Consider the following 26,702-nt stretch of genomic DNA (forward strand, 5'->3'; position numbering starts at 1 on the left):
CCTGCCCCTAATACACCGATACCTCTATCCTGCCGCCACTCGATCACATCCGATGACAGGTAAGGGGTGCAGCCGTGACCCAGCTCATTTCCGTAAAACAGCTCGACCAGGCGCCTGGCGCCAGAGGACGCCAGAAAATACAGCCACGATCCTTTACGGGCCTTTATCGACGCTTGAGGCTCTGCGGGGGAGCCGTACTGTTCGCCCTGTATTTTGGGGTCGTCTGGCTGAACTGGAATGACCGGCAGGCCGTGCTTTGGGATCTGGCGGAGAAAGAGTTCCATATCTTTTCAGCCACGTTCTGGCCAGAAGATCTCATTCTGTTATCGGCAATTCTTCTGATATGCGCATTCGGACTGTTCTTTATCACGATGTGGGCCGGCCGTGTGTGGTGTGGCTATGCCTGCCCACAAAGTGTCTGGACCTGGGTATTCCTGTGGGCGGAGCGTTTAGCCGAGGGCGATCGCTCTCGAAGAATCAAGCTGGACAGGGCCGGGCTAAGCGTAAATAAAGCAGCCCGAAGAGCCTGCAAGCATGGCCTCTGGCTTATTATTAGCCTGATTACCGCGATTACGTTTGTTGGGTATTTCACGCCGATCCGGGCCTTGGTCGGAGACCTGGTGAGCTTGAAGGCGTCCGGCTGGGCCGCGTTCTGGGTCTTCTTTTTTACCTCAGCCACCTATTTGAATGCCGGCTGGCTCAGGGAAAAGGTCTGCTTTCACATGTGCCCTTATGGCCGCTTTCAATCCTCCATGGTCGATGCCGATTCGATGGTAGTGAGCTATGACGCGGCGAGGGGAGAGCCTCGGGGGTCTCGTCGAAAGGGTGAGCAGCGCGCGCCGGACGACGGCCTGGGAGACTGCATTGATTGCCAGTTGTGCGTTCAGGTCTGCCCGACAGGTATCGACATTCGTGACGGACTGCAAATGGAATGCATTGGTTGCGCGGCCTGCATTGATGCCTGCGATTCCATCATGGACAAGATGGGGTACGACCGGGGACTGGTTCGCTATGCGAGCGAGCGGGAACTGGCCGGTGGCCTTACCCGTGTGCTGCGACCTCGCCTGATCGGCTATTTCCTCCTGCTGGTTTCGACGATCGCCTTGTTCTCCTGGGGTGTCGCGTCCCGGCCGCTGGTGACCCTTGATGTAGAGCGGGATCGAGGGATGTACCGGTTTACTGCAGACGGTCAGATTGAAAACAGCTATCTGTTGAAAGTAAGGAACAAGGACAGCGAGGCGAGGTTTTTTATACTTGACGCAGTAGGACTTGAGCATGGCGAATATCAGGGGCCAGGCAGTCTGGCACTGGAACCTGGGGAAAAAGCCGAGATTCCCGTATCCGTTACCTATCCGCCCGAATATCTCTCCAGTGCCAATGTGAATATTCAGTTTGAAGTCAGCTCAATGGACGGCAAGGGAGCGCCTGTCACCTCCCGATCAACCTTCCTCGGGCCCAGGTAATGCCTGGCCGCGGCGAGCATCATCTCTCTTGTCGTCACTGCATGCCAAATGCTGGCATGCCTGAGAGGGTGTGCCAGTTACCGGCATGGCGTGTCACTTGTGCCAACAGCTGGCATCGCTATAATTGGCGCCCGCTTTGGTGTGCCCAGGCTGCGAATTTACCGCTCGCCCGCGGCTACGCCAGAAACTGGCACCGGCAGAAACTCGTGCCACTTGTTGGCATGACGCCTCCAGAGAGTCTATGTACCGCGATTTCAAGACCACCCTTGAGCTCATTACCACCGTGCTGGATAACGCTGATCTGACTTCAGATGAGATCCGAAGACGTTATGCCAACATGCCTGACCGGACATTTAAGCGACATATGGCGATTGCCCGCAAACACGGCGCACAGATGGAATGTGTCTCTGATCCTGCCGGCCGCTACACCTGGATTTGTCGCAACAGAAATCAGATAGAGAGCCGAGTCCGAACCTGGCTGATCTTTGAGCGCGAACGAACACTGGTGGGCGATTCCCAGCTCGACCTTTTGCATCAGTCTCTTTAGTGGCTGTCGCCACCATTGCCTCGATTTTGCTAAGCTTTCAGAGAGCAGGGAGAAGATGCAATGGCCTTCCATAACCCGGATCCGAAAATCCGTCAAATCGAACGTGACAATGCCCGGCTACGTGCCAAATTTATCGCCGAACTGTTTGGCGGTGCCTGGCGTGTGTTTCGCCGGGTTTTGTTGCGCTGTCGGGTCCGCCAGCCGCGCGTTTGTTGCATGAAAACTGAGTGCGCACCCCACGAAAATTCTGATCAGCGAAGTGCAAGCTGCTCACAGGTACCGCGCTGACATTTGCCCCGCATACCTGACGAACAACGACGAGATGAGCATTTTATGGCTGCGGCAACCGAAAGTGAGCTTCGGAGTAACAGATATATGCACCCGGTGGTGGCGACGATTGCGGTGCTTTTCAGGAGCGATGAAGTGTTGCTGGTGCGCCGTGCTAACCCGCCGGACGCGGGTCGCTGGGGGTTTCCGGGTGGAAAAATGGAACTGGGAGAGACGATCGAAGCCGCCGCTGTCAGGGAACTGTTCGAGGAGACCGGCATTCGGGCGACCGCCGGCAGGGTATTCAATGCCGTGGATGCCTACGACGTCGGGGATGAAGGGCATCTTCGTTCCCACTTCGTCCTGATCGCCGTTCTCTGTCATTGGGAGGAGGGTGAGCCGATAGCCGCCGACGATGCACTGGATGCGGCGTTCGTTCCGATGGCGACCCTGGGCTCAAGCGACCTCGCTTTGAGTCTTGATGTTGAGGAGATCGCTCGGGAGGCTTATACGTTGCTTCGAAACCAAAAACGCACCGTCCCTGGTGCCAAGACGCAAATGAAGCAGCTAAAGCTCAACCGTGGCTTTCGGGCTGAACCTGGCCGCGGATAACAATCTGACCACTGTATGGGGCCGGTTTGGCTGCATGGCTCTCCGCGTCGCGATCCTGAATTTCACCGCGAATCACGATCTGTCCGCTATAGGGGGCGGGCTGAGCCTGCTCCGAGCGGGCCTCATCGGATTTGCGGTCTGCCAGGGTTGCGTTGGCGGGCAGAGCTGCGGCTGCAAAGACTGAAGCCAGAGTGATGAGTACAAATTTACGCATAACACGTTCTCCAAAGTTCGATGGGTTAATGCTCATACCGGTGTGTCGCCAATGGACTCGATATCAGATGGAGCGAAGTATGGAGCTGTAAAGTCGAAACAAATAATTCCCAAACGGTATGCAATACATCATGCTTGGTGATGAGTGTTGAATATTTCAGGTCGTGGGGTGAACGTATAACCACTTATCCATAAGCATGGATAATGTTTTGAGTACCTGCGATTGATCAGCCCTGAGCGCCAACCGGAAAATTAACCAGATTTATCGACACACTTTTCGGAGTTGGTTGTGAATTCCCAGTGTCTGGTGCCGGTTGGGCCGTTATGTAACAAGCGGCTGGGAGGGGTAGGCCGGAAATGATCATTGCAGGAAATGGAACTTATACAGTCCTGGAATTGGTTTTCACGGGCAGAAAGCTTCAATGTTTGAGTCAGGTTCAAATGGAGGAGATTTGCCGATGACCAGCATAATAGAAGTAACCGATGTGAATTTTGAGCAGGAGGTTGTGAAGAGCGATCGGCCTGTGCTCGTGGACTTTTGGGCGCCCTGGTGTGGCCCCTGCAAGACGGTTGCACCAATGCTTGAGGAAATCGCAGACGAGTTTGGTGAAGAACTGACGATTGCCAAAGTGAACGTGGATGACAGCCCGGACATTACTGCCAAAATGCGTATCCGGGGCATTCCGACACTGTCCCTGTTCCAGGGCGGCGGTGTTGTTGCCCAGAAAACAGGGGCTGGCAGTCTCAGTGAGCTGCGGGCATTTGTAAAAGGCCACCTTTGATGCACATAAAAGCCTCCTGAACGGGGGCTTCTTCGTTTAAGTGTTGAACATCGCCTTTGACGGAATGCCGCAATTGCGGTCGAGTCATTTGCCAGCCAGAATTGACCGGTGCTCAGGATCAGGAACGTTAAATGAAGACACAAGAACTCCAGCTGTTGTACATATTTGACGCCATTATGACTGAGCGCTCGGTGACCCGCGCTGCAGACCGGCTTGCCATGACCCAGCCTGCCGTATCCAATGCGATCTCAAGGATGCGCCAGATCTGGAACGACCCGCTGTTCGTGCGAAAAGGCCGAAACATCGAACCGACATCCTATGCGCTCAGTCTGTGGCACCAGGTTGGCGATCACATGTATGCGCTAACCAATGCGGTGAGCGCGACTCAATTCGATCCGGCCACATCAAAGCGAAAGTTTCGCATCGCCGTAACGGATGTAACTGTTGAAATGATCTGGCGCCAGTTGATTGAATTGCTGGAGCGTGACGCGCCGGGAGTGGACGTCCACGCTGTGCCGTACACGCCGGAAGGTACGTACGAGGATCTGCGCGAAGCCCATGTGGATCTGGCGGTAGGTATGCTTACCCAGCACGATCACAGCTTGCGAAGCACCTGGTTGTTTGAAGGTGGATACGTTCTGGCAATGCGTGCCGACCATCCGCTTGCCGGCCGGCAGATCACCATGGAGGAATTCCTTGAGGCCCGACACCTGCTTGTGACAATGTCAGGGGATGCCCATGGTTTCGTGGACAGTTACCTTGACCAGAAGGGGCTCAGCAGGCGCATTGCTGCCACAGTTAACCATTTTTCGATTGTTCCCCAGATTCTCAGGGAGTCGAACCTCATTACTGCAGTTCCGGAGTTGATCAGCCAGGACTGCGGCTTCGTGGACGGCCTATGGATGGGGCAATTACCTTTTGAAGTAGATCCGACCAGTCTTTACCTCATTTGGCACACCCGCCACGACCGCGATCCCGGAATTGTCTGGCTGCGGAACCACGTTGAACGGCTCCTTCGCGAACGCTGGCATGACATTATGACCAGCTCGCCATGTGGCCATTCGACCGTAAAAGCGATTGCCTGAAACGTGTAGAAGCTGAGTCATCACTTTTCGTGATGATAAAGATACCGCAACAGAATTATTCAGCCTCCCGAAAACCTCCAATAATCCTGTGCAGGTGTCGCAAGTCGCGGCATTGGCAAAGGGTTGGTTAAACCGCAGTTTATGCGGTCGGCTTGCCCAACAACCTGCATATCCTGCAATTTGGAGGGGGAATGAGCGGCCAAACAAACTGCCCATCTGTTGACTCACGCTGGAATTCGGCAGCACTCGATGATTCCGATAACCAGAAATGGTACAAGCCAATCGTCTCTGTAAACGTCGATAACAGCGGCAAGAGGCACATTTACAAGGCTTTCAGATTCTCCCGGGGCCTTCTCGGGAATTACTTCAGATTTCTCGCATCCCACGAATTCAGGATGTTGAGAAGAGTTGAGCACCTCGATTTCACGCCGGATCAAGTCTCTCGGCCATCAGACGTCTCGCCTACCGTCCATTATCGCCTTATAGAGGGGCGGGCTATCAAGAATGTTGCGGAAGGCGGCGGTGTCCCTAGTGGCTTTTTCTCGCGGCTTTTCAATGATGTAAAAACGCTTCATCAACATGGTGTGGCGCACATGGACCTCGGCAATTCCGGAAACATTCTGGTTTCGGAGCACGGCGACCCTGCGATCATTGATTTTGGTTCCGCTATACCTTTGAACTGGCTTCCACCGTCTGTTCGAGCCTGGGCCTGTCGCAAGGATATCGTTGGCGTTCTTAAGCTCTGGCATCGGTTCGATAGGGGATCCATGCCTCTGTTTCTTCAGCACTATTACGAGAGCAATTATCGCAAAAACATCTACACGCCAAAGCGTTTTCTGAAAGCGTTAAGGCGGTGGCTATCGGGTGGCGCCGACACGGATGGTGTTTCCGGATTGACGATTGTGATCAGTGTGTTTTTCAGCCTGCTGGTGTTGGTTTCATTCACCTGAAGAGCGGCAAGAGAAGGTATAGAGCAGGGCAGGTTGCTGGAAGTTCTGCCGAAGGTGAACCGCCCGGACCTCACGTTGTACGCGCTTTATCCGAGCCGGCAGTATACGCAGCCAAACTGCTTAGCTGCATTGAGTTTCTTCAGTCCTGGTTTCTGTCTCGGGGTCTGGATTAGGGATGGTTTTTCATTGAGGGAATCAGGGCCGACTCAAGGAGTCCTTTGGCAGTGATCCATTTACCCGGCAACCCTTCGCATGAGCGCTTCGATTGGCCCGCGCTTGAAGAATCGATGCCATATCAAGGCATAGATTGTTGCGATCACACAGAACAATGCGGACGCGAAAAGCGCGGTTACAAGGCTTTGACCACCTAGCATACCGAGTCCCTCCAGCGTTCCCATCCCCACCAAAATGTGGGCGATATAGAGCGATAAAGTCTGGCGCCCCGCCGGCGTCACGACATGCAGCAAACCGAGTTTTTCCAACTGGCCTGAAAACCGAAGACAAAGACCAATCACTGCACTCGCGGCTCCTGAACCTACCAGCAGATAGAGCGGCATTGGCGGTACGGGCTCGGTGGTGGCGAGTATACCAAGCTCTGGATCAATTGCGTTGAGAGCGCCTGTTAACGCCAGGCTCAATGCTTCAGCGACAACGAAGGCTGCGACCCCGAACAGGATCAGACGATGCTGGACACCGCGTTCCGCAAGTTTGAGCCTGCTGAGTACAATACCGAGTAGCAGAAAACCTAGCCACGGAATCACCGGGTGCCAGCCGTTGAAAAACAAGTTACGGATAAATCCCGCCGGCGACCAGAAGTCGGAATAGGTATAGTCGTCCCAGTTCCAGCCTTTGTCGTAATCGAGCGACAACACCATGACCACGAACAGAGTACTCAATAGCACAATACTGGTGACCAGCCAGCGATTGCTGAGCGATAGCAGCAACACACCGAAGAGAAAGTAAAAGGCGTAGTAGTGAAGGATGTCCGCATCGAAAACAAGAGAATTCAACAGCCCGATAACGAACAGGAATATCGCTCGCTTGATTGTCACAGATACCGTTTGTCCCAGATCGCTGCGTAATGCTGCCAACCCCAGGCCGATGCCCGCTAAAACGACAAAAGTTGCTGCAGCGCGCCCTTCGAGAGCGCGAGTCAGAAAACTGAGCACGCCAGTGTCGCTTTCGGCACCCATAGCAATTTTGAAATTAACGATCACCATCCCAAAAAACGCGACAAAGCGCGCAAGATCCAGGCCATCGAGGCGAGGGGAGGCACTCCTGTCAGTCGTTGTTGGTCGCAAGATGGGCATCTCCAGAGCAGTCGTTTAACACCAGCGGTTAATCAGAACTTGTAGTTCAGCCCCTCCGTAAATAATCAGCTTGTTCCCGGAACCTCAATTGTGAGATCTGGTCTGAAGCTGGGTGATTCAAACTCGTCGGGGTAGCCGCCCGGATTTGCGACGATGCGGGTGCCGCTGCATTTGATGTCCACCGCTTCATGTACATGTCCGTGAGCCCACAGCGCAGCTTTGCCCATCAGTCGCGACAGGTCCGACGCAAAGGCGGGCGATAGGGCGTCGCCGGTATACCGGGAAGGGATACAATCGGCCAACGGGGCATGGTGACTGACGATCACTTTGGGGCCGCTGAAAGGGGCGGCCAGTTCTGCTTCGAGCCAGCGCACGGCTTCGTGGTGCAGCTGCTGGCTGGCTTCCGGAGTAAAAAGGGCACCTTCTGGTTGTTCAATGATTCTGAAATCCGGCATAAACGAAAGGGCTTTCTCGTGGGTTGCGGCGGGATCGTGCTCGGCCGATGCTGAATACAACGCAAAGTCGGTCCAGAGGGTGGTGCCAAGAAAACGGATACCGTCGATATCCACATGGGTATTGTCTAGCAGGTAGATTCCAAGCTGCCGAGCTTCAGCCTGAAGCGCTTTTCGTAGCTGGGGCATGGAGTGGCCGTAGTACTCATGATTGCCCGGCACATAAATAACCGGCACATCGCGGAATTGTGCGGCCGCCCAGGCCAACCCCTGACTGCCGGAGTGGATGTCTCCGGCAAGGATGACCACATCGGCCGGCACATCCGGTAGCCCTCGCCCTTCATAGAAATGCTCAAGGTGGAGGTCGGAAAGGATTCTCAGTCGCACAAGTCAGCCCTCAACGTTTTTGATGCTTATTGGAGCCTAGCAGGATAGAGGGTCTCTTTGCAGATAGATCAAAAAGCTGCCCGAAGGCAGCTCTTGATTTCAGGGTGCGCAGGGAGGGTGGCCTTAACGGCGGTTCTCCAGCTTGTAGTTGGCGGGTACCTCAAAGCGGCTTGCCCGCTCAGGCTGAACCTGTGCGCTGGTGACATCGTAGATATAGGTGAAAACCGGCTTATCTTTGCCGTATCCCATGTAGTCTTTGGCTTTGTCTTCAGCCGCGTTTTGCAGCATATTCCCGGCCAGTTTGCCAAGGGAGCCGACCGGATCGCTCACGTCAAACCCGCCAGTGCCAGACGTGGCCTGTTTCTGTTGCTGACAGGCCTGGTTGTCGGCGAACCATTCCAGCTTAATGGATACCGGGTAACCTTCCAGCTGGCTCAGCCCTTTGAGAACCTCGGAGTCAGAGTCCAGTTCCTGCTTTTCAATGTCACCTGAAATCATGGCAACGACTTTATACACGTTGTCGGTGAAGAACTTCGACAAGGGATTGTTGGCGTCGGCTACGGCCTTCAGGTAGTTGTCCTGAAACTGGCCATTGATGCCCCACACGTCTTGCATCGCGGGATCGGTCTCGGTCATCCAGAAATCCATGGTCATGACATGCTTATCTTCACGCCCCAGTTCATCCTGTGACACCATCTTCCACTGGGCAACAAACTGGTCGGCTGAAAAGCCGTTGACGACCCGGCCTTTATCCTTCGGCGTCACCGAAAAGCTGAACTCAGACGTGGTCATCTGGCAGGCATCGCCGCCCGAGGGATCGTACACTTCCTCTTCTTCACTGGCTTCGCCGTCTTCCAGCTGTTCCCAGATGCTGAGGTCGCTGCAGCCCTTGAGGGGGCATTCGACATAGTTCTTTCGGGTGTGGTCGACCTGCCACTGAAGGTTTTTGTCCAGGCGAGCGATATCCGCTTCGTGGGTTTCTCCAAAGATCTGCCGGGACATCCAGGAATCAAACTCGACGGTATTTTCGATGGTGCGACGGTCGGCCAGGGTATAAGTAACCTGCTCTCCGTGGGAATCCGGAAGGATGTAACCACCAATGATGTACTTGGCTTTGACAACGCTTGTATCTACCAGCGGCGTATTATCAACCACTTTTGGGGTGGAACACCCCGCCAGCCCCAGAGCCACAACGGTGGCAGACAGCAAGGACAATGAATACTTCACACAAAACTCCCTTTATGGATCTTCATTATAAGGCGATGAGACTGACGGAAGGCCTTGTCAGTCATATGACCACCAGGAACCAACCCTGATGCGCCGGGGTAGAATACCGGAGAGAGGTGTCTGATTGGTAAGAATTTTTTGAGTTTGGCTGGAGCTGAGAGGCCCGGTTATCGGGCACTCTCTTTACCGAGTGTTGGAGAGGCTGCCGGGACAAGCTCACCGCGCGCCCCGAAGGTGAAGGTGACCTCCAGTGGTTTGGCCGGGCAGCAGAGTGGGTCTTCAGCCGCATAGCCAAACCCGGACAGGACGAGGCCTGTTCCGGTTTCGCGAACGCCAGTGAACAGGCGGTCACCCTTGCCCCCAACGTGACGAACAGAAAGCAAGCGGTAGGTTTTGAGCGGCGACATACCAGCGATACTGTCGTTGATGGCGTACAAGGCAAGGTACTGATTGTTGGTTGCTCCGCCTCCCCAGCCCCCCAGAGTCATGAGCACAGCAACACCGTTGCTGTACCCGGGGCCATTCAGCGATGAGAGGGAGAGGTAAGAGGCACTTTCGGAATAGAAAACCGCCCGCCCATCACTGAGTATGCTTCCTAGCATGCTGGCCTCGTCGGCAAGCTCGTCTGGCAGGGAGGCAGGATCTGCCAGAGCAAAGCCGCTCCAGAGCAGAAATAGCAGCGCTAGAAGGGGATTCATGAACGGACGGACTCCTGCCATATAAAAGAACAGAAACGCGGAAACCCAGTCGTGCCGGTGGCACTGGTTGTCCGCACTGATGAACGATGGACCGGAGCCGATGGAACAGAAACTGCCGATAACGAGCCGATCAACGTCATCACGATCAGGCATGAGATACCGGGCGCAATCGCCGAATGAATGGCCATGGTAATAACCGGAATAGTAACTGTATCGCCCGACCCTGATGTTTGGGTTGGTCACCTGGTTTGCGAGAAACTCGCCTTTGAAGGGGCTCTCAAAATGGTTGGTCATGGGGTCTGGAAAGCTCCTGATTCCTTGTGTGTTTCCTGGCAGCGAGGGCTAGCCCATTCTGGTGAGTTTAGCGGGCCCAGGGCAAACAAAGTAGGGGCTGCACTACTCACAGGTTCTATTTCGGAACCGGAACCCCTGGGTATGCTGGACGATCACACAAGGTGCTAAATTCGTCGTCCGACTTGGCGTTCGGATGAATATCGCTGGAACCGCATGATTGGGAACGCGTAACAGGCATGAGTAGCAGGGGGCGCTATTAAACAGAAGCGAACATTCAACAACCCCAAACATTTTCACTCGAAACGGCCTTTTCTGCTCTCTCGACCGAGATAAGCGACAAATGTCGCAAAACTCCCTCAATTCCTCGCTGCTTCTCTTACAACCCCATGAAAACTATGGAATAGTAGTTATTATGCTTGGGAGGTAGGTGTCCCGAAAGCCTTAGAAAAAAGCGACAAAGTGCGCCTATCCCCGCTTAAGGTAATCGTTTCGGCCATTGAAAATAAATGGTTAGTTTGGTTTTTAGCGGCTTTCTCTGGGTGGGATAGGCGCAGGGTGATAGACGTCATTTGTCGTTGAATTAGCTGTTAACTGTAATGAGAGTCATGCGAAATAAATCATTAATAATAGTTTTTACATGTTTCATGCTCGCCGGTTGCCCTCCAGCGTCTTTGGCAAGCCCCCGATACAGTAGACGCCTGATAGCGTTACACTAAACGCAAATCTACAGGTGTTGGCAATGAGCGGAAAGCGTTACTCCGAAGAATTTAAAATCGAGGCGGTCAAACAGGTCACTGAGCGGGGCTACAAAGTGACCGATGTGTGTCGGAGGCTAGGGATTACCTCGGCCAGTCTGCACAAATGGATCAAGCTTTACGGTGATGCGGGCAGTCAACATCAACAGATCAGTGAGCAGCAGGATGAGCTGCGCAAACTGAGAGCGGAGTTGCGCCGGGTCAGTGAGGAGCGTGACATACTAAAAAAGGCCGCAGCGTTCTTTGCCAAAGAGTCCAAGTAAAGTATCGCTTCATCAGGGCTCACAAGAGTGAATTTCAAGTCCGTGTGATGTGCCGAGTGCTGGGAGTCCACTTCAGCGGTTTTTATGCCTGGCTGCATGAACCGGAAAGCTCTCGCACTAAGGCCAACCGTCGCTTGGTGGGATTGATCAAGCAGGCCTGGCTCGAAAGTGGTGGCGTGTACGGCTACCGAAATATCACCCTGGATCTCAAGGACCTCGGTGAGAGGTGCAGCAAAAATCGGGTGTACCGATTGATGAAGACGGAAGGTATCCGTGCTCAGCGCGGCTACAAGCGCCACAAAGGCTATTACGGCGGAGAACCTGCTCATGTCGCGCCCAATCATCTGGATCGCGATTTTGAGGCTCAGAAGCCGAACGAGCGATGGGTGACTGATATTACCTACATTCGAACTCACGAGGGCTTCTTGTATCTCGCCACCGTTCTGGACTTGTTCTCTCGGCAAATTGTGGGCTGGTCCATGAAGCCACGGATGTCGACGGACCTGGTTATGGACGCCTTGCTGATGGCTTCCTGGAGGCGGAGACCGAAACAGGAGGTTCTGATTCACTCAGACCAAGGCTCGCAGTACACCAGCCGTGAATGGAGAGACTTCCTGAAGGACCACCGATTGAAACCCAGCATGAGCCGTCGCGGAAACTGTCACGACAATGCGGTTGCCGAAAGCTTCTTCTCATTGCTCAAGAGTGAACGAGTGAAACGGAAAATATACAAGGATCGGGAAACAGCCCGGCAGGATATCTTCGATTACATTGAGATGTTTTATAACCCGGTTCGCCGGCACGGAAATAACGGTGGGCTATCCCCCGTGGACTTCGAAAAGCGGTATTTCACAAAGCTATCAGGTGTCTAGGATATCGGGGGCTTGCCACTTGGCACATTCAACCAGATTCTGAGCCGATCTTTGGCGTTACAGATTCATGCATAAGGTCAGTCTGTAGTGGTTCAATGATTCCGGACACCAACGTAGGTGGTAAGATCACCACCATAAACGAGGTGTCTGATGACCAGAAAGCGACGTTCTTTTTCTCCTGAGTTCAAACAGGAAGCAGCCAGCCTGGTGCTGGACCAAGGTTACACCATTCCTCAGGCCAGTACGTCCCTGGGCGTGGGCGAGAGTGCTGTTCGCCGTTGGGTCAAACAGCTGACCGAAGAGCGTGAGGGTGTCACCCCAAAGGGTAAAGCTTTAACCCCGGAGCAGCGCCGAATTCAGGAATTGGAAGCCCGCTGCAAGCGCCTTGAGCAGGAGAAAGACATACTAAAAAAGGCTACCGCTCTCTTGATGTCGGACGACATGAATCGTACGCGCTGATAGACCAGTTGAGTGAGCAAGTGCCTGTTGAAATGGTCTGCAATGCGTTCGATATCAGCCGTTCCAGCTATTACGAGTATCGCCAACGACGGAAACACGTGGATGTTGAGCGTCTGGCCCTGAAGGCTCAGGTGAACCGCTTGTTTACCAAGAGCCGCAGTTCTGCCGGCAGCCGGACAATCAAAGGCATGCTCAACGATGACGGCGTGGTGATTGGTCGCTTTAAGGTCCGACGACTGATGAGTGAGTTGGGGCTGATCTGTAAGCAACCAGGCCCTCACGCTTACAAGCAGGCTACCGTTGAGCGACCAGATATTCCGAACCATCTGGCTCGTGAGTTTACGGTAGACCGGCCCAATCAGGCTTGGTGCGGTGACATTACCTACGTCTGGAGCGGCCAACGATGGAGCTATTTGGCTGTGGTGCTGGATCTGTATGCCCGGCGCGTTGTTGGTTGGGCGATGTCATCCAGTCCGGATGCCGATCTGGTTGTCAAAGCTCTGGACCACGCCTGGGAACAGCGTGGTCGACCGGAGAAAGTTATGTTCCACTCGGATCAGGGAAGCCAGTATGCCAGCCGTAAGTTCCGTCAGAGGCTCTGGCGCTATCGAATGACACAAAGCATGAGCCGACGTGGTAACTGCTGGGACAACGCACCGATGGAGAGGCTGTTCCGGAGCCTGAAATCTGAATGGATACCGGCCCTAGGATATCGGAACCTCCACGAGGCCAAAAAAGATGTGGGTGGCTATCTGATGGACTACTACAACCGGCAACGACCTCATGCGTTCAACGACGGCATTTCACCCGTTGCCGCTGAGGAAAACCTTAAAATACTGTCCGGGATTAGTTGACCACTACATCTGGCCGCAAAGCTACCCGGGTAGTGAAGCCCAACAAGGCGCTCCAACCGACGGTCTTGCACCTCTTTAGTGGACGGTCATAAACCGGACACTAGAGGGGCCTGCCATGGGCCAGACCCATAAAAGAAGCTACGATCATTACACCCTGGCGTTCAAGCTTCGAGCCGTTAGACCGGCTAATCACCCTAGCGTTAAAACCAAAGATATTGCGGAAGGGCTGTGGATACACCCGGTGATGCTGTACCGATGGTGTATGGAGCATCGCAACGGGACGCTGGTTGAAAACGAGCACATAAAAAAACAGAAGCCCTCTCCAAAGCGAGTGAACCTGCCGCGGGACTCCGAAGCCGCTACGTAAGACGAGCTGGCTAAGGCAAAGAAGCGTATCAAGGACCTGGAAAAGCAGTTGAATGCCCGGCAGGAGGAGCTTGATCTGCTAAAAAAGGCGCGCCGGTTCTTCGAGAAAAACCGTCACTGATTTTTGCATTTATCGAGAAAAACCGAGATCGATTCAGCGTCAAACGACTGTGTATTGTCTTCGAGGTGTCGCGCAGCGGCTTTTACGCATGGCTGACCCGACCAGCGAGCCATCATCAGCAACAGGATGAAGTTCTGAAAGCGGCGATTGCCGAACTCCATCAGGGCTACCGACGCGCCTAAGGCGCACCCACAGGCCGCGGCCAACAGTGGGCGGGGGACTTTACCTACCTTAAGACCCGCACTGGCTGTCTGTTCCACTCGGATCAGGGTATTGAGTATGCCGCGCATGATTACCGCGAGTTACTGGAGAGAGCGGGCATGATTCGAAGCATGAGTCGGAAGGGGAGCCCTCAGGACAATGCTGCCATGGAATCCTACTTCCACACGCTCAAAGCCGAGCTGGTGCACAAGCGTTTATTCGATTCGGATGTCCAAGCGGCCTCAGAAATTATCCACTACATGATGTTCTACAACCGCGAGCGAGTGCACTCGAGTCTGGGGTATCGGGGTAAGTCCAGTGTAGCCCCGTCAGAAGTGGAGTTGGAGCCTGGTCAGGTTAAGTCGATTTGGCGCCAGCCGGACTTGCTACGAGATCGTTGACGAGACGAGGTTGGCAGCGCTACTGGAAGAGGCGATCAAGAGCGGGGTTTCTCTACTCACCGGTAAACTGCGCATCACTCGGCGCGGGTATGCAGGCGGTACTGAGCAGTGAGGACAGTGCGGCCGGGAATCTAATGGTGGCTGTGACTGCGCTAATATTTGCCGCCACGGTGGCGGCCCGGCGAGTAGCACGATAGACCTGGCCGGCGCATAATTCACCGCCAGAACAATAAGAAAAGGGGTAGTGTATGGTAATTAGCGATCTTCTCTGGCGGCGACCGCGCCATTACATGGATGTCGATGAAACCCACGACCGCGTGCACTGGGTGGAACTTTTCTTCGATCTGGTCCATGTAGTGACAATTTTCATTCTGGGGAATTACCTGTCCCATCATCTGGGGTGGCAAGGATTCTGGGTGTTTACGGGACTGTTCCTGGCGATTTTCTATGCCTGGGCAGACAGCTCGGTCTATAACTCACTGTATATCTCCACGGACATGCCGCATCGCGTGGTGATGGCACTTAAGATTGTCACAATGATGACCATCGCGGCGGCGATTCCGGACGTGGGCGGTGAAGGCTGGACGTATTTCGCGCTGGGCTATGCGTTGAATCGGGCGCTGACGGCCTATCTTTACTGGCGGGCGCGCTGTACCGACAACGCGGGCAATAGGCTGGCGCAGGAACAGGGGCGGAATTTTTTTGTGTTGGCCGGGGTGTTCGCACTGTCGGCTTTTTTGCCCACACCGGTCGCCTACTGGGTCTTTGCCGCCGGCGTGGCAGCAATCCAGCTGCAGTACATGCTGCCGCGCTTGGGCACGCTCCGCTTCGAACGCTTTGTGCCTCAACTCGGACACATCTCGGAGCGCTTCGGCCTTCTGATGTTGATCTTGCTGGGTGAAGGCTTCTTTAAGCTGGTGGTCACGCTGGCCGACAAGGGCGTCTACAAAGTCAGTGCGGGTACGCTGTTCAATGTGATCATGGGCGGCTTGTCCCTCTTCGCGCTGGCCTGGACTTATTTCGACTGCGCCGGCAATGAAAAACCGAAAAGCCGCACCAGTGCTGTGCTGCTGAGATACTGGTTTGCTCATATCGTGATTTTGTGGAGTGCGGTGACGATTGGCGTTGCGCTGGCCGGAGAAGTCTACGTCGGTCTGTGGGAGCCTTATCCGCCCGGCTACGCCGCGCTTGGCTCAGTCGGCCTTGCGGTGTTTTTAGCTTCGCTATGGGCGCTGCGTCGAACCGTGGCTGATGCCACCGACAAATACCATAGCGCCGGTCTGAGGCTGTTCGGCATTGTCATGGCGCTGGTTGTGCTAGCCGTTCATCCCTTCGTACCGTCGATTGTCAGCAACGGCCTTTGGGCCATGGCGCTGTTCTCGCAGATTGGTGTGCCGATTTTTCTGGCGCTAAGAGATGCGCGCCGGTCCGATAAAATGCTGTGATGGAACATGGCTACCCCCATGCAATTTGACAGATAGCCGCCAGGGATTTGATGGGTTCTTCTTATGCTCATTAAGACGTAGAACCACATTCTTTTCGGAAGCATTCATCAAGCCGGCCTTTTTGTTTTCGTGATCAGTGATTGTCCGTTGGCGCTGTCCACGCCGGGGCTTCGTCCTCAGTTCGCCGTGCGTCCTCCCGCGTGGCGTGCCCCGGTGACTCTTCCAGCTTCACGAACAACTCCCCGTAGCGCCGGCTTCCTCGCTGCCACTGGGGATGATGCCGGACACGGCCAGCAGCGGGATGATGGTCAGCATGGGAATCACCGCAATGTCCTGGAGGAGCAGCACCGTGGAGGTTCTTCATAGATTCCACTCCTGATCATTTTGTCCAACTTCTTCTGCGCATCTCTCCTCAAGACACCGAATTATTGAAAGCGATGTCTTCAGGTCCTTAATCGTAATACCGTCCGTTAAAGCTTTGGCCCACCGTATTTGACGCTGGTCGGCGAGTCGGTATGTCTCAGCACCTTTATGTGTCAGGCCAACCAACTTCGCTCTCTTGTGATCGGGGTTTTCCGAATACTTTAAAAGGTCAGAATCGACTAAATCATTCACGACTCTTCGTACTGATTGTCGAGCCAACCCCATCCTGCGGGCGATTTGGGCAACCGTCAGGTCACGCTCTTCCAACACTATCGCGCCAAGTACCTGCCAGCGAGCACTGGTTAATCCCAAGTCGCCTACTAAGTTGTCGCCGGAATTCAGTAGAGCTCCGTTAAACCGAAATACTTCAAGAATGAGGTCTGTGGCGGCTTCGCTGAGCTCGGAATGTTTGTCCATGAGTTCAAGTCCAATTCAATTTGATTTCGTAAAGATAGAAGATTTGCATCAGATTGACAGCATACTGTCAATATGAGAGAAAGTTTTAGTGTTAGCGCAGCCTCCCTGTGTTCTCAACAACCGCTGTGTTGCTTTGGACTTCGTCCCCACCGATAAAAATAGCATAAAAACAACATGTTACCGAGGAAGTGTCGATGAAAAAGGTTTTTTTCAGCCTCGCAATCGTGAGTCTCTTTTCCGGCTGCAGCCAGAATTCAGGAGGCCCAGCGGAAGGGGAATCGAGTGCACATCGTTGGGTACAAACCACCACGTTAGTGGAGGCCTCTGATTCATTCTTCAGTTTGACGGGAACAGTAAAAGCCCGTCACGAAGTGGAGCTAGCATTTCAGGTTGGCGGCAAAATCGATCGGCGATTGGTCGATGCAGGTCAGTCAATCAGGAAAGGTGATGTTCTTTTCGCGCTTGACCTTCGAGACCTTCGTCAATCTGTGGTTACTTCCCGGGCAAGGTTGAAGGCAGCAGAAGCAACCTTAGAGCTTGCTGAAAACGAATTTTCACAAGACAGTCAGCTGATTGAACAAGGCTATAAAAGTCGTCGGGAATATCAACGGACATTGCTGGCTCTAAAAGAGGCAGAGAACCAGCGCGATGCTGCCGAGGCCGAGCTGAGCCAAGCTCTGAATGCCCTGGACTACGGTGTGCTCAAGTCTGACAGCGACGGCTTCATTCTGGATGCCTTCGGGGAGCCAGGAGAAGTTGTAAGCGCTGGTCAAACTGTTGCGAAATTTGCCACGGATGCACAGCCTGAAGTTGAAGTTGATTTTCCCTCTGACCGATATCCGCCAGAGTCTGGTGAGCTTATCGTCGATGGTGTTGCGATTGCGTTGAAGCGAAGAGAAGTTGCGGGAGCTGCGGATCCTCTTAGTCGTACTTGGAAGACACGATATGCGATTGACCAAAAGTACCCCGGCCTCAGGTATGGTCAACTTGTTAAAACAAAATTTCGTGACAGTCAGCCCGACATACCTCTCTACAAAACCAAAATTTCATCCATTGATGAGAGAGGCGAAACTCCCCTAATTTGGACCATTGATAATGGAGAAGCGCTGTCAACCAGCATTTCCATTCACAAAATAGAAACGGAGTATGCTTGGGTCTCTAGTCCAGAGCTAAGAGACGGCCTGGAGGTTATTTCTCTGGGAACACACCTTCTCAAGCCTGGAATGGCAGTCCGCCCCCTCAGCGAGAGGGAAATCTGATGTCTTTCCCTAACCTCTCCAAAATAGCCGTTCGAGAGCGCTCGGTTACCTTGTTTCTGATCATTATATCTCTTGTCGCGGGCCTATATGCTTTTAATTCCCTTGGACGCGCTGAAGATCCTGACTTCACTGTTCGGGTCATGGTGGTTTCGGTCTTATGGCCAGGAGCAACTGCTGAAGAACTCCAGGATAGTGTTGTAGACCGCTTAGAAAAGCGAATACAGGAAGTTAAAGACCTCTATAGAATCGAGACGACAGTCCGGCAAGGTCGAGCCGACCTTCAAATCGAGTTTCAAGACTTTACCGAGGCCGAAAACGTTCCCGACCGCTTCTATCAAGTAAGGCGCCGAATGCAGGATGAAGCTGGCTCACTGCCGGAAGGCGTAATCGGCCCCATCGTAAACGAGGACTTTGGCGATGTTTATTTCACTCTCGCAGCACTGACTGCCTCAGGGATGCCGTTAAGAGAACTCGTCAGAGACGTTGAAGAGATCAGAGATCGGGTACAGCGCGTCCCAGGGGTCAAAAAGGCGGAAATTCTTGGAGAGCGTCCGGAAAGAGTTTTCGTTGATTTTGACATGAGCAAGCTACAAGGGCTCGGGTTATCCCTGCCTGACGTAGTCGAGGCGATTAATGGCTTCAACCGGCTTTTACCCTCAGGTCACATTGTTACGGATGGACCCAAAGTATATCTCCGATTGAATAGTGATCTCTCAAATCTCCAGGCAATGCGAGAGGTACCAATCAAAATTGGAAATCAACTGGTTCAACTTGATGACATCGCCAACGTCTATAGAGGATATGAAGATCCCCCAAACTACCTCGTTCGCTCTTTTGGGGAGGATGCGCTGCTTATCGGGGTGGTTATGCAAGGTGGCGAGAATGGATTGGAGTTCGGTAAACGTTTGAGGGAATTCTGGGAAAGAGAAAGGGCTAACTTGCCTCTTGGTATGGAGCTTGACGTGCTGACGAACCAAGAAGAAGCGATTTCGGACGCTGTCAATCTCTTCCAAGTCAAGTTTCTCATTGCCGTTCTTGTGGTGATGGCAGTAACTATGTTTGCCGTCGGGCTTCGAGCGGGAGTTGTTGTAGGGATCGCGATTCCGATAACTCTTGGGCTCTCCTTTGTTGTCATGCTGACGCTGGGTATCAACCTCGACAGAATCACTCTTGGTGCCTTGATCATTGCCCTAGGGCTTCTGGTCGATGACGCGATCATTGCTATAGAGATGATGATCGTGAAATTGGAGGAAGGTTGGGATAAGGTGCGAGCTGCTGCTCATGCTTGGAACGTGACCGCAGCTCCAATGCTTTTCGGTACTCTGGTTACAGTTGCTGGCTTTGTTCCTATAGGATTTGCTCAGTCAAGTGTCGGAGAGTATGCGGGTAACATTTTTTGGGTGCTAGCAATAGCACTTATACTTTCTTGGCTGGTTGCGGTTTATTTCACGCCCTATCTCGGCGTGAAGTTTCTTCCAGATAGCATGCCAAAGACTCACAATAACGAAAGTGATGCTTATTCTTCCCGACCCTATCGAGTTCTTAGAAAGGTCATAACTGGATCTCTGGCCCACCGAAAATCGGTGGTACTCACGACTTTTTTCCTGCTTATCGTCTCAGTTATTGGCTTAATAGGTCCGGTTCAAAAACAGTTTTTTCCAAGATCTGATCGCCCTGAGGTGCTCGTTAGCATTTATCACCCTCAGGGGACCTCTATTGATGTAACTAACCAAACAGCCAAAAAGGTTGAAGATCTGGTGGAAGGTGCAAGTGGCATCAGATCGATGTCCACTTTCGTTGGCGCTGGCGCTCCTAGGTTCTTTATCTCAGCCAATCCCGAGCAACCAAGCAGCGCATTTGCGAAGTTAGTTATGGTTGCGGAGGATGTGAAGGCCCGAGACAGTTTAATTGCGTTGCTTCGCAGCAGCGTTGCCGATGGCCTCTTTCCTGAAGCGAGGATAAGGGTTGAGACACTTCTCTACGGCCCGCCCGTTGATTGGCCAGTCAATATCCGAGTCTTGGGCCCCGAAGCTAATGAGTTGCGCACACTTGCGAGAAGAGTTCGGGACGTTATTTCTGAGCATCCCAATACCGAAAACAGCCATCTTGACTGGGATGAGCGGACTCCCGCTCTGAACCTGGTCTTCGACACCGACCAACTCCGACTGTTTGGATTGACGCCAGAAGACGTTTCTTATCAGCTTCAGTTCCAACTATCTGGATTGACATTAACAACGTTGCGAGACGGTATCCGTTTGGTCCCAGCAATAGGTCGAGCTCAAGCTGAGGATGCTGAGCAAATCCAGGATCTGGAGATTGTGAGCAAAGATGGGCGTCGAATTTCTTTTAACCAGATCGGCGAAGTCGATGTCGTCTATGAGGAACCGGTCATAAGGCGATATAACAGAGAGTTGTTCATTTCCGTCAACGCCGATGTCCGTGGAGCACAAGCGAAAGATGTCACTGCCGACGTTTGGGCGAATTTGTCGGATCTCCGCGAGCGGCTTCCTGCAGGTTATTCTCTCCAAATTGGCGGTGCCGTTGAGCAATCTGCAAAAGGCGAGGAATCGATTCAGGTTCTGCAACCTCTAATGATTGTCTTGATGCTGATATTCGTGATGCTGCAGATGCGTTCTTTCAGAGGAACATTCGTTGTATTACTCACCGCACCGTTAGGTTTGATTGGCGCTGTAGCTGCGATGTTGATGTTTAGCCAACCATTTGGGTTCGTGGCCACGCTTGGGATTATAGGTCTTGCCGGCATTCTAATGCGCAACACGCTAATTCTGACCCAGCAGGTCTCTGACAATGTCAGCTCTGGCATGCAGATTCGAAACGCTGTCATTGAGGCTGGGGTTCAAAGGTCCCGGCCAGTCGTTCTGACTGCACTGGCTGCGGTATTGGCTTTTATTCCACTTACAGTGGATAGCTTTTGGGGGCCTCTTGCATACGTTCTGATTGGTGGGGTCTCGCTTGGCACTGTCGCCACGTTGATATTTGTTCCAGCGCTTTACGCAATGCTATATCGAATACCTAGTCAGAGCCGCAGAGATACATGAGAGCAAATGCCATGGTAATGAATGTTTATCGATTCATAGGTCCTAATTATAACTTAAACCTGAATCAGTGACTTTGCAGGCCAGTATACTCCGCAAAGCGCCATCGGCGCTAACAGGAGCCATCACTTGGTCAAAAGCAGGTTGATAATGCCGGAACGTGCAGTCTGACGTCGATCAGCGGCCAAATTTGGGCGCGTTTTGATCAACTTCTGGTCGTCAGGCAATAGCGGGTTGCCCCCCGGGCTGGTTTTCCGGGTGGCTTTAAGGTAGCGGCTGTTGTCGGACTTGCTTAACCGGAGGCGGCAAGGCTTCCATAGAGGTCGCGGTAAACGGCAAAGCCCGGACAGTGCCGACCAAAGCGCAGAATCCACTGCCGGCCGCTGTGCACCAGGCGGCAGGCCATGGTCATCAGTTCCTGCATCACCGTTCTCAGGCGGCGGCGCTTGGCCGGATGGCGCACTGGCGCATCTGGGGCGGTCAGTCTCAGGCCCATCCAGCGCAGCACGTTGTAACCCATGGTGGCGAAGGCCATGACCAGGTTGTTGGTGTCGAACTTGCCGGAGGGCAGGCGCTCCAGGTCCAGGTCGGTCTTGAACTCGCTGTGAAATTGTTCACTGGTGGCATGGTCGCTGTACAGCGCCATGACTTGTTGGTCACTGACCTCGTCGACTGGTAAGGAAGTAATCCAGCCTTCGATGCTAACTTCTGGCTCCAGGTACAGCTGACCGGAGGCATCGCTGGTGCGAACGGTGACCTTGACGATGCGACGCAGGCCGGGTTCATCGGGAAGGTCTTCTGACAGAACCGCTTCCATCTTGCCGTCGCGGTCCAGCGACCAGACTTCCTTGGCCTGGGCCTTGTTTGCCCGAGCCAAGGGATCCTGCTTGCGAGGGTTCCACTTGATCAGGAAGTCGATCTGGTCCTGCTCGCGCAGGAAGTCGCGATTGTCACGGGCATCGTGTGCACTGTCCAGACGCAGCAGGATGGGCTTGTCCGTCAGTGACCGGGCCCGGGGCAAAACCCGTTTGAGGGTATCCAGAAAACCGTTATTGGCGTGCTGGCTGCCAGGGCGTAGCTCGCAACCCAGGCACCAGCCTTCCTGGCCCAGATACGCGGCAATGGGTGCATAGCCGTCGTAACCCTTGTAGGTGTAGCTGACACCCTCTTTATGGGTCTGGCTGTTGTCCATGGGAAAGACATCCATATCCAGGGCAACATGGCCCATCGCCAGTGGTGACACCGGCGCGTCGACGGACTGAAGAAATTCAACGCTGGCATCCTCCAGCAATGGCGTCAGGGCTTGGGCATCTTCATCAAATCGCTGGCGCAAACGGGCTGAAGATGGCGACTGCTTGATGCCCATCGCCGATTTGAAGAACGGATCTGTTCGTACCGGCTCGGCCGCCTCGAAATCGCTCTTGCCCAGCGTGATCAGGCCCAGGTAGGTGCGGATCAGCTCAATGTTCGGAATACCGTGCCGCTTGACGACTGTGCGAGCGGTTTTGATCAGCGACGTGTGCCGGTTCAGGCAGTGGCCCACCGGGGCCAGTCCGCCGTGGGGTGTATAGACTTCGGTTCGGGATTGCTGGAGAGTGAAAGTACGCATGAACTAAATGCACTGACTGGGCGAATGGATGTCAGGTGCTATTATATCGCCCAAGGCTTTGTTATTGCAGGCTTTGGATACAGTTTCAGCCGGTTGAACTCACGGATTCAGGACTAAAGAAGAAATCGATAGCACTCTAGAATGTTTGGATATCATTTTGAGAGACGCGACCAAATGACCGCCGTTACCATTTGTTCAGTCGGATTTTAGTAGGGATTATCTAAACTAGAGGCCTTCGTACAAGGATGGGTTCTACCCCGTTACAGCGGACAATTCCTAAAGAGGCTGGTGTGTGTCATGTGTATCGGGGAACTTCAGCGCGTGAGCCGGGAGTTAACCCCAAACCCGAATGTTCGCTTTGCGACCAAACCCAACTTTGCATCCAGGCATCAATGCATCCCCAATAGCCATGAAATCTACGTTTGGTTGGCCAGATTCGGAATATGAGTCCTGATCTGGAGGGAGCAGGGCGGCTGTCGGTGTCCGGCGCTATCAACAAGACACATAACAAATGGGCTGAAAAATATAACCCATCAGGTACGCAAACCAGGGTGCATTTGAGGTGGTTGAACAATAATAACAACTACTCTTTAAAGTTGGTTCGGTTGCCGTACTAACCAACATATTTGTACCCGGCATCTTGCAGCGGTTCCTTCAGTGACTCCTCGGGAGGTTCTTCGTAAATGAGCGTGGTTGATGGTGAGGCCTGCCCAGCGATTTTTTGCGCGACTTTAACTGACTTCTTTTGTTCATGAATGATATTGGTCATTAAAATCCTCCGCCCACTGTGGGAGCTGGCTCTCTCAATGCCTGCCCAATGCCTCTGCAGGTGGGCAAAGTGTTCCTGGAGAGTATTGGGGGAATAGAGGCTTCCTTCATTGGAAGATCCCGCGATTTACCACGATGCTTTTTGACCTCAGGATAAAAATCTTCCGGTTTGATCTCGGCGCTGGCCTTGGCCATGGTTTCAATCCGCTGAACAAGCTGGTGAAAATCGTGAACACTAAAACTGATTTGACGCCGCTGGTACGTGGATTTGGATCGCTTCAACGCATCAGCACCTTTAGTGTAAGCCGCAGGCAACGCCAGGATTTCCTTAAGTTTAAAAGGTTTAAAAGAGCGCTGACCAGAACCTTCAGGGCCGAGTTCGGCCACGTCTTTGATCTGGAGAAGCGCAATTTCCTGTACTCGCAGTCCAAGCTTGAAGCTGATCCGAACCGGCGCCGTGTTCTTTCCCGGGTATCGATGCTATTGGATAACACCTAACAGGTGGGTGAACTGTTCGGGAGTGAGCGCGTGCATGGCCGGTTTTGCTCGTCGGATAAGTTCCTGGTAAGCCGCTCGGATGCGAGGAGAGAGCCCAAAGATAAAATCCGTAATAACGTTAGTTGAACTGATGTCAAACTGCGCATAATGTATATTATGTTAAATTAGGTATTCACCACTGGAAGCCAGCACCGAAGGCCCCCGATACAACTGCAAATGTTGTGACGCAGCCATCAATGCCGCCAAGTACAGCGTCTGGTAGCGTCGACGCCTTAACGGGACCAACAGCCGTGCACGAACGGCATTAGGCTGATGTTCGCTCAGCAGTCTTTCATTTTCTGTGGGTGGCATGTTTTAGCCTCCTGCTAAGGACGCGATTTGGTGCTTTGGGATTATAGGCTCAGTTCGACCTTGTCACTTTATCTGTCAATATACATCTTCAAGATAACGTCCCTGGCCTCTCAGAGTTTCAATATCGATGTGCAGTGGTTTGAGAATGTCTTCTATAACCTGCCGCACGGCCGCTGCCATATCCCGGCCACCACAGACCAATATCTGCGCACCGGTGTTGACCATCTGCCGCACCGCTAATTCATCCTGTTTGAGCTTATCCTGCACGTAGGCGCGCTCGTCTGTTCTTGAGAATGCTGTGTTCAGCCCGCTCAGTCGATGATCCTCAAGATAGCGCCCAAGCTCAGGTTGGTAGAGAAAATCTGACCCGGCATCGCGACCGCCCCAGTACAGATACATAGGGTTGCATCTGGTATTGTTTCTGATGAAACCGGTTAACGGACCAATCCCGGCACCTGCACCGACAAGAATAACTGGTCGGTTACCGGTAGCTGGCCGAAAGCCTGGATTGGGGCGGATGAAGCCATCGATACAATTACCCGGCTTGAGGTCATGCAAATAACCGGAGCAAAGACCGCCGGCCTGCTTACGGACGCATATCTCAACAATTTCGTCATTAGCCGAGGAGGCGAGCGAGTAGAACCGCGGGGGTTGACCGTGTGGGGGAATAACCCCCAAAAGGTCTCCCGCCTCGAACGGTGGCAGCGCTTTAAATCTTCTTGGAAAAGCCGTTAGCCATCCGCCCTGCTCCGCCGGTTTGAACCGGAAGATACTGGTTGGTGCCTGAACCGCAATCCCGTAATCCGCCCTTTCTACCAGTTCCAGTTTGACCGTTGCTGGCTGCAATGCACAGTAGTTCAAGAAAAGCGGAGTACCGATAACCTCACCAACCCGGTTTCCCCACTCACTGAATTGCGAGGCAGAACACCGATCAATCAGTTCAATGGCGTGCAAACGGCTGACGCCTTTACCGGCGAGCGCAGCATCCACCGACAAGGCAAACTGACAGAAGTTCGGAAACTGCCGGTCACCAAAACCCAGCACCGTGTATCGCAGGTTCTTCTCAGCCCGGAAGTCTTTGAGCCTGGCCATAAACTGCCGGGCCGATGCGGGTGCATCACCATCGCCGTATGTCGAAGTCAACACGAACAGCCTGGAAGCCTGCGGATACTGCTTAGCCAGGGCATTCATCTCGCTGCAATGCACGCGGAAACCGGCCTTGTTCAGGCTGCTATGGAGTTCCCGGGCAAATCCCCAGGTGGCATTACCTTCGGAGCCGACCAGAATAATTGTATCCGCCTGAGCGGCATCGGCGTTGGCAGGAAGCTGCCCTGAAGACCGGCGACGCTGCCACCAGATGGTTGCACCTGTTATCGAGAGAGCTGGCACGGTCAGTGCCGTAGCGCCAAGAATCAGGCCCAGCCACCATAGGCCTTCACCGGTGTGCAAACGCACAATCCAGTCCTGCAATACGCCGCTGTCAGAGCGCGGCTGGAACTGCAGCAACTCGCCCGTAGCCTGGTCCACGAATCCGGAGCCGCCGGCGGTTGACAGCGAATAGACATCCTGCGGATCACCGGGATAGGGAAACACCAGTTCCCGGAGTTCGCCAAGGTCGAAATTGCCCAGTGCTTTTAAGGTGCCCACAGGCGATGGTTGCCCGCCCGAGACCTCAGCCGGAAACCCTGGCCCTGTGTCAGGCGCTTCCGGCAGCAAACCAAAGCGCTGTGCCGACATATAGCTACCGGTCAGTGCGGATAACAGTAGGCCGAGCACGGCAAACCGGGCCAGCTCGGCATGGATTCGTTTCCCGCCTGAGCCGGAAAGCGGTCTTAATATATTCTTCCAACCCCCGGTACGCCGGGCTATCAACAGTATTCCCGAAAGGCACAGAAGTACCATCAAAGCAGCTAATACGCCGGCAAGCGCCCTACCGGCATCATCAAGCATAAACGCACGGTGCAGGTTCTTGACCCAGCCAAAAAATGCGGAAGGTTCGTAGGGTGCCGTGCCCTCACCTGTTACCGGATTCACCAGATCCGCACCGGCCTGGCCGTCATGGCTGTAATAGACGATGATCTTGCCGGAAGGCTCTCGCACGATCTGCTCAGTCCCGGGATAGTGAGCAACAACCCGGTCAGCCAGTTCGGCGATACTGATTTCACCGGAAGCCGGAATGACCGCTGAGGCTCTTTCCAGCACCGGCGCCAAAGCCAACACAGCACCCGTGACTGAGAGAGCCATCAGAAACAAGCCAGCAAGCAGGCCCGGTAAGCTGTGGAACTTGCGCAACATAG

The 26,702-nt window shown here is 53.6% G+C and carries 22 protein-coding genes and 1 pseudogene; 13 read left to right on the plus strand and 10 right to left on the minus strand.

Translation table 11 applies throughout. From position 1 onward, the window contains the following. The first annotated feature begins 74 nt into the window (after positions 1 to 74). From ccoG to ACAM27_RS11135, 3 genes are all read left to right on the plus strand, one after another. The gene (gene ccoG / locus ACAM27_RS11125; protein ID WP_374730286.1) at positions 75 to 1,463 is read left to right on the plus strand and encodes a cytochrome c oxidase accessory protein CcoG; all 1,389 of its coding nucleotides are present in this window, start codon (positions 75 to 77) and stop codon (positions 1,461 to 1,463) included. A 241-nt stretch (positions 1,464 to 1,704) separates the two neighbouring features. After that, positions 1,705 to 2,010 (plus strand): hypothetical protein, encoded by a 306-nt coding sequence (locus tag ACAM27_RS11130; protein ID WP_014421613.1) that lies wholly within the window; start codon positions 1,705 to 1,707, stop codon positions 2,008 to 2,010. A 333-nt stretch (positions 2,011 to 2,343) separates the two neighbouring features. Then, complete coding sequence (locus ACAM27_RS11135) at positions 2,344 to 2,889, plus strand: NUDIX hydrolase (protein ID WP_369611951.1); 546 nt, start codon at positions 2,344 to 2,346, stop codon at positions 2,887 to 2,889. Here the strand turns inward: ACAM27_RS11135 and ACAM27_RS11140 are convergent. After that, positions 2,852 to 3,103, minus strand: a complete 252-nt coding sequence (locus ACAM27_RS11140; protein ID WP_113879790.1) for a hypothetical protein — start codon at positions 3,101 to 3,103, stop codon at positions 2,852 to 2,854. The genes ACAM27_RS11135 and ACAM27_RS11140 overlap by 38 nt on opposite strands. 457 nt (positions 3,104 to 3,560) lie before the next feature. Here ACAM27_RS11140 and trxA point away from each other — a divergent pair, with 457 nt between their 5' ends. From trxA to ACAM27_RS11155, 3 genes are all read left to right on the plus strand, one after another. Further along, positions 3,561 to 3,884 (plus strand): thioredoxin, encoded by a 324-nt coding sequence (gene trxA / locus ACAM27_RS11145; protein ID WP_113879791.1) that lies wholly within the window; start codon positions 3,561 to 3,563, stop codon positions 3,882 to 3,884. A gap of 131 nt (positions 3,885 to 4,015) precedes the next feature. Further along, entirely contained in the window at positions 4,016 to 4,969 is a 954-nt protein-coding gene (locus ACAM27_RS11150; protein WP_023008319.1) for a LysR family transcriptional regulator, read from the plus strand. A 191-nt stretch (positions 4,970 to 5,160) separates the two neighbouring features. Next, the gene (locus ACAM27_RS11155) at positions 5,161 to 5,919 is read left to right on the plus strand and encodes a hypothetical protein (protein ID WP_369611952.1); all 759 of its coding nucleotides are present in this window, start codon (positions 5,161 to 5,163) and stop codon (positions 5,917 to 5,919) included. Positions 5,920 to 6,152: 233 nt separating this feature from the next. Here ACAM27_RS11155 and ACAM27_RS11160 read toward each other — a convergent pair whose 3' ends face one another. The 4 genes and pseudogenes from ACAM27_RS11160 to ACAM27_RS11175 form a co-directional block, all read right to left on the minus strand. Continuing rightward, a complete protein-coding gene (locus ACAM27_RS11160) occupies positions 6,153 to 7,220 on the minus strand; it encodes a DUF418 domain-containing protein (RefSeq protein ID WP_369611953.1) in 1,068 nt (355 codons plus the stop codon). Between the two features lie 74 nt (positions 7,221 to 7,294). Then, positions 7,295 to 8,068: a metallophosphoesterase gene (locus tag ACAM27_RS11165; protein WP_369611954.1), complete on the minus strand. Its 774-nt coding sequence runs from the start codon at positions 8,066 to 8,068 to the stop codon at positions 7,295 to 7,297. Positions 8,069 to 8,191: 123 nt separating this feature from the next. Beyond that, complete coding sequence (locus ACAM27_RS11170) at positions 8,192 to 9,295, minus strand: hypothetical protein (protein ID WP_369611955.1); 1,104 nt, start codon at positions 9,293 to 9,295, stop codon at positions 8,192 to 8,194. A gap of 716 nt (positions 9,296 to 10,011) precedes the next feature. Beyond that, positions 10,012 to 10,287: pseudogene (locus tag ACAM27_RS11175) on the minus strand (type B chloramphenicol O-acetyltransferase); the annotation flags it as partial. A gap of 739 nt (positions 10,288 to 11,026) precedes the next feature. On the opposite strand from ACAM27_RS11175, the gene ACAM27_RS11180 reads away from it, so the two are divergent. The 5 genes from ACAM27_RS11180 (at position 11,027) to ACAM27_RS11200 (ending at position 16,024) form a co-directional block, all read left to right on the plus strand. Next, positions 11,027 to 12,177 (plus strand): IS3 family transposase gene (locus ACAM27_RS11180; protein ID WP_374730284.1). Its coding sequence is split into 2 segments (ribosomal slippage): positions 11,027 to 11,264 and positions 11,264 to 12,177, totalling 1,152 coding nucleotides; the frame shifts between segments, so codons are not numbered across the junction. Between the two features lie 150 nt (positions 12,178 to 12,327). Then, positions 12,328 to 13,490 (plus strand): IS3 family transposase gene (locus tag ACAM27_RS11185; RefSeq protein ID WP_226598067.1). Its coding sequence is split into 2 segments (ribosomal slippage): positions 12,328 to 12,583 and positions 12,583 to 13,490, totalling 1,164 coding nucleotides; the frame shifts between segments, so codons are not numbered across the junction. Between the two features lie 115 nt (positions 13,491 to 13,605). After that, positions 13,606 to 13,857 (plus strand): transposase, encoded by a 252-nt coding sequence (locus ACAM27_RS11190; protein WP_369611956.1) that lies wholly within the window; start codon positions 13,606 to 13,608, stop codon positions 13,855 to 13,857. A gap of 440 nt (positions 13,858 to 14,297) precedes the next feature. Then, positions 14,298 to 14,579, plus strand: a complete 282-nt coding sequence (locus ACAM27_RS11195; RefSeq protein WP_369611957.1) for an integrase core domain-containing protein — start codon at positions 14,298 to 14,300, stop codon at positions 14,577 to 14,579. A 248-nt stretch (positions 14,580 to 14,827) separates the two neighbouring features. Continuing rightward, positions 14,828 to 16,024: a low temperature requirement protein A gene (locus ACAM27_RS11200; RefSeq protein WP_369611958.1), complete on the plus strand. Its 1,197-nt coding sequence runs from the start codon at positions 14,828 to 14,830 to the stop codon at positions 16,022 to 16,024. A gap of 360 nt (positions 16,025 to 16,384) precedes the next feature. Here ACAM27_RS11200 and ACAM27_RS11205 read toward each other — a convergent pair whose 3' ends face one another. Then, positions 16,385 to 16,864 carry a MarR family winged helix-turn-helix transcriptional regulator gene (locus ACAM27_RS11205; protein WP_369611959.1) on the minus strand — a complete coding sequence of 160 codons (480 nt, stop codon included), beginning with the start codon at positions 16,862 to 16,864 and terminating at the stop codon, positions 16,385 to 16,387. 194 nt (positions 16,865 to 17,058) lie between these two features. On the opposite strand from ACAM27_RS11205, the gene ACAM27_RS11210 reads away from it, so the two are divergent. Continuing rightward, positions 17,059 to 18,123 carry an efflux RND transporter periplasmic adaptor subunit gene (locus ACAM27_RS11210; protein WP_369611960.1) on the plus strand — a complete coding sequence of 355 codons (1,065 nt, stop codon included), beginning with the start codon at positions 17,059 to 17,061 and terminating at the stop codon, positions 18,121 to 18,123. Then, positions 18,123 to 21,182 (plus strand): efflux RND transporter permease subunit, encoded by a 3,060-nt coding sequence (locus ACAM27_RS11215; RefSeq protein ID WP_369611961.1) that lies wholly within the window; start codon positions 18,123 to 18,125, stop codon positions 21,180 to 21,182. The genes ACAM27_RS11210 and ACAM27_RS11215 overlap by 1 nt, the downstream gene beginning before the upstream one ends. A 289-nt stretch (positions 21,183 to 21,471) precedes the next feature. Here ACAM27_RS11215 and ACAM27_RS11220 read toward each other — a convergent pair whose 3' ends face one another. The 4 genes from ACAM27_RS11220 to ACAM27_RS11235 all read right to left on the minus strand — a co-directional run bounded on the left by ACAM27_RS11220 (position 21,472) and on the right by ACAM27_RS11235 (position 26,700). After that, positions 21,472 to 22,788 carry an IS1380 family transposase gene (locus tag ACAM27_RS11220; RefSeq protein WP_369611962.1) on the minus strand — a complete coding sequence of 439 codons (1,317 nt, stop codon included), beginning with the start codon at positions 22,786 to 22,788 and terminating at the stop codon, positions 21,472 to 21,474. 613 nt (positions 22,789 to 23,401) lie between these two features. Further along, positions 23,402 to 23,557 carry a hypothetical protein gene (locus ACAM27_RS11225; protein WP_369611963.1) on the minus strand — a complete coding sequence of 52 codons (156 nt, stop codon included), beginning with the start codon at positions 23,555 to 23,557 and terminating at the stop codon, positions 23,402 to 23,404. Continuing rightward, positions 23,557 to 23,943: a hypothetical protein gene (locus ACAM27_RS11230; RefSeq protein WP_369611964.1), complete on the minus strand. Its 387-nt coding sequence runs from the start codon at positions 23,941 to 23,943 to the stop codon at positions 23,557 to 23,559. Before ACAM27_RS11230 ends, ACAM27_RS11225 begins: the two co-directional genes overlap by 1 nt. A 537-nt stretch (positions 23,944 to 24,480) precedes the next feature. Continuing rightward, positions 24,481 to 26,700: a PepSY domain-containing protein gene (locus tag ACAM27_RS11235; protein ID WP_369611965.1), complete on the minus strand. Its 2,220-nt coding sequence runs from the start codon at positions 26,698 to 26,700 to the stop codon at positions 24,481 to 24,483. Positions 26,701 to 26,702: the final 2 nt, after the last annotated feature.

The sequence above is a fragment of the Marinobacter sp. RI1 genome, from assembly GCF_041155085.1.
Taxonomy (GTDB): domain Bacteria; phylum Pseudomonadota; class Gammaproteobacteria; order Pseudomonadales; family Oleiphilaceae; genus Marinobacter; species Marinobacter nauticus.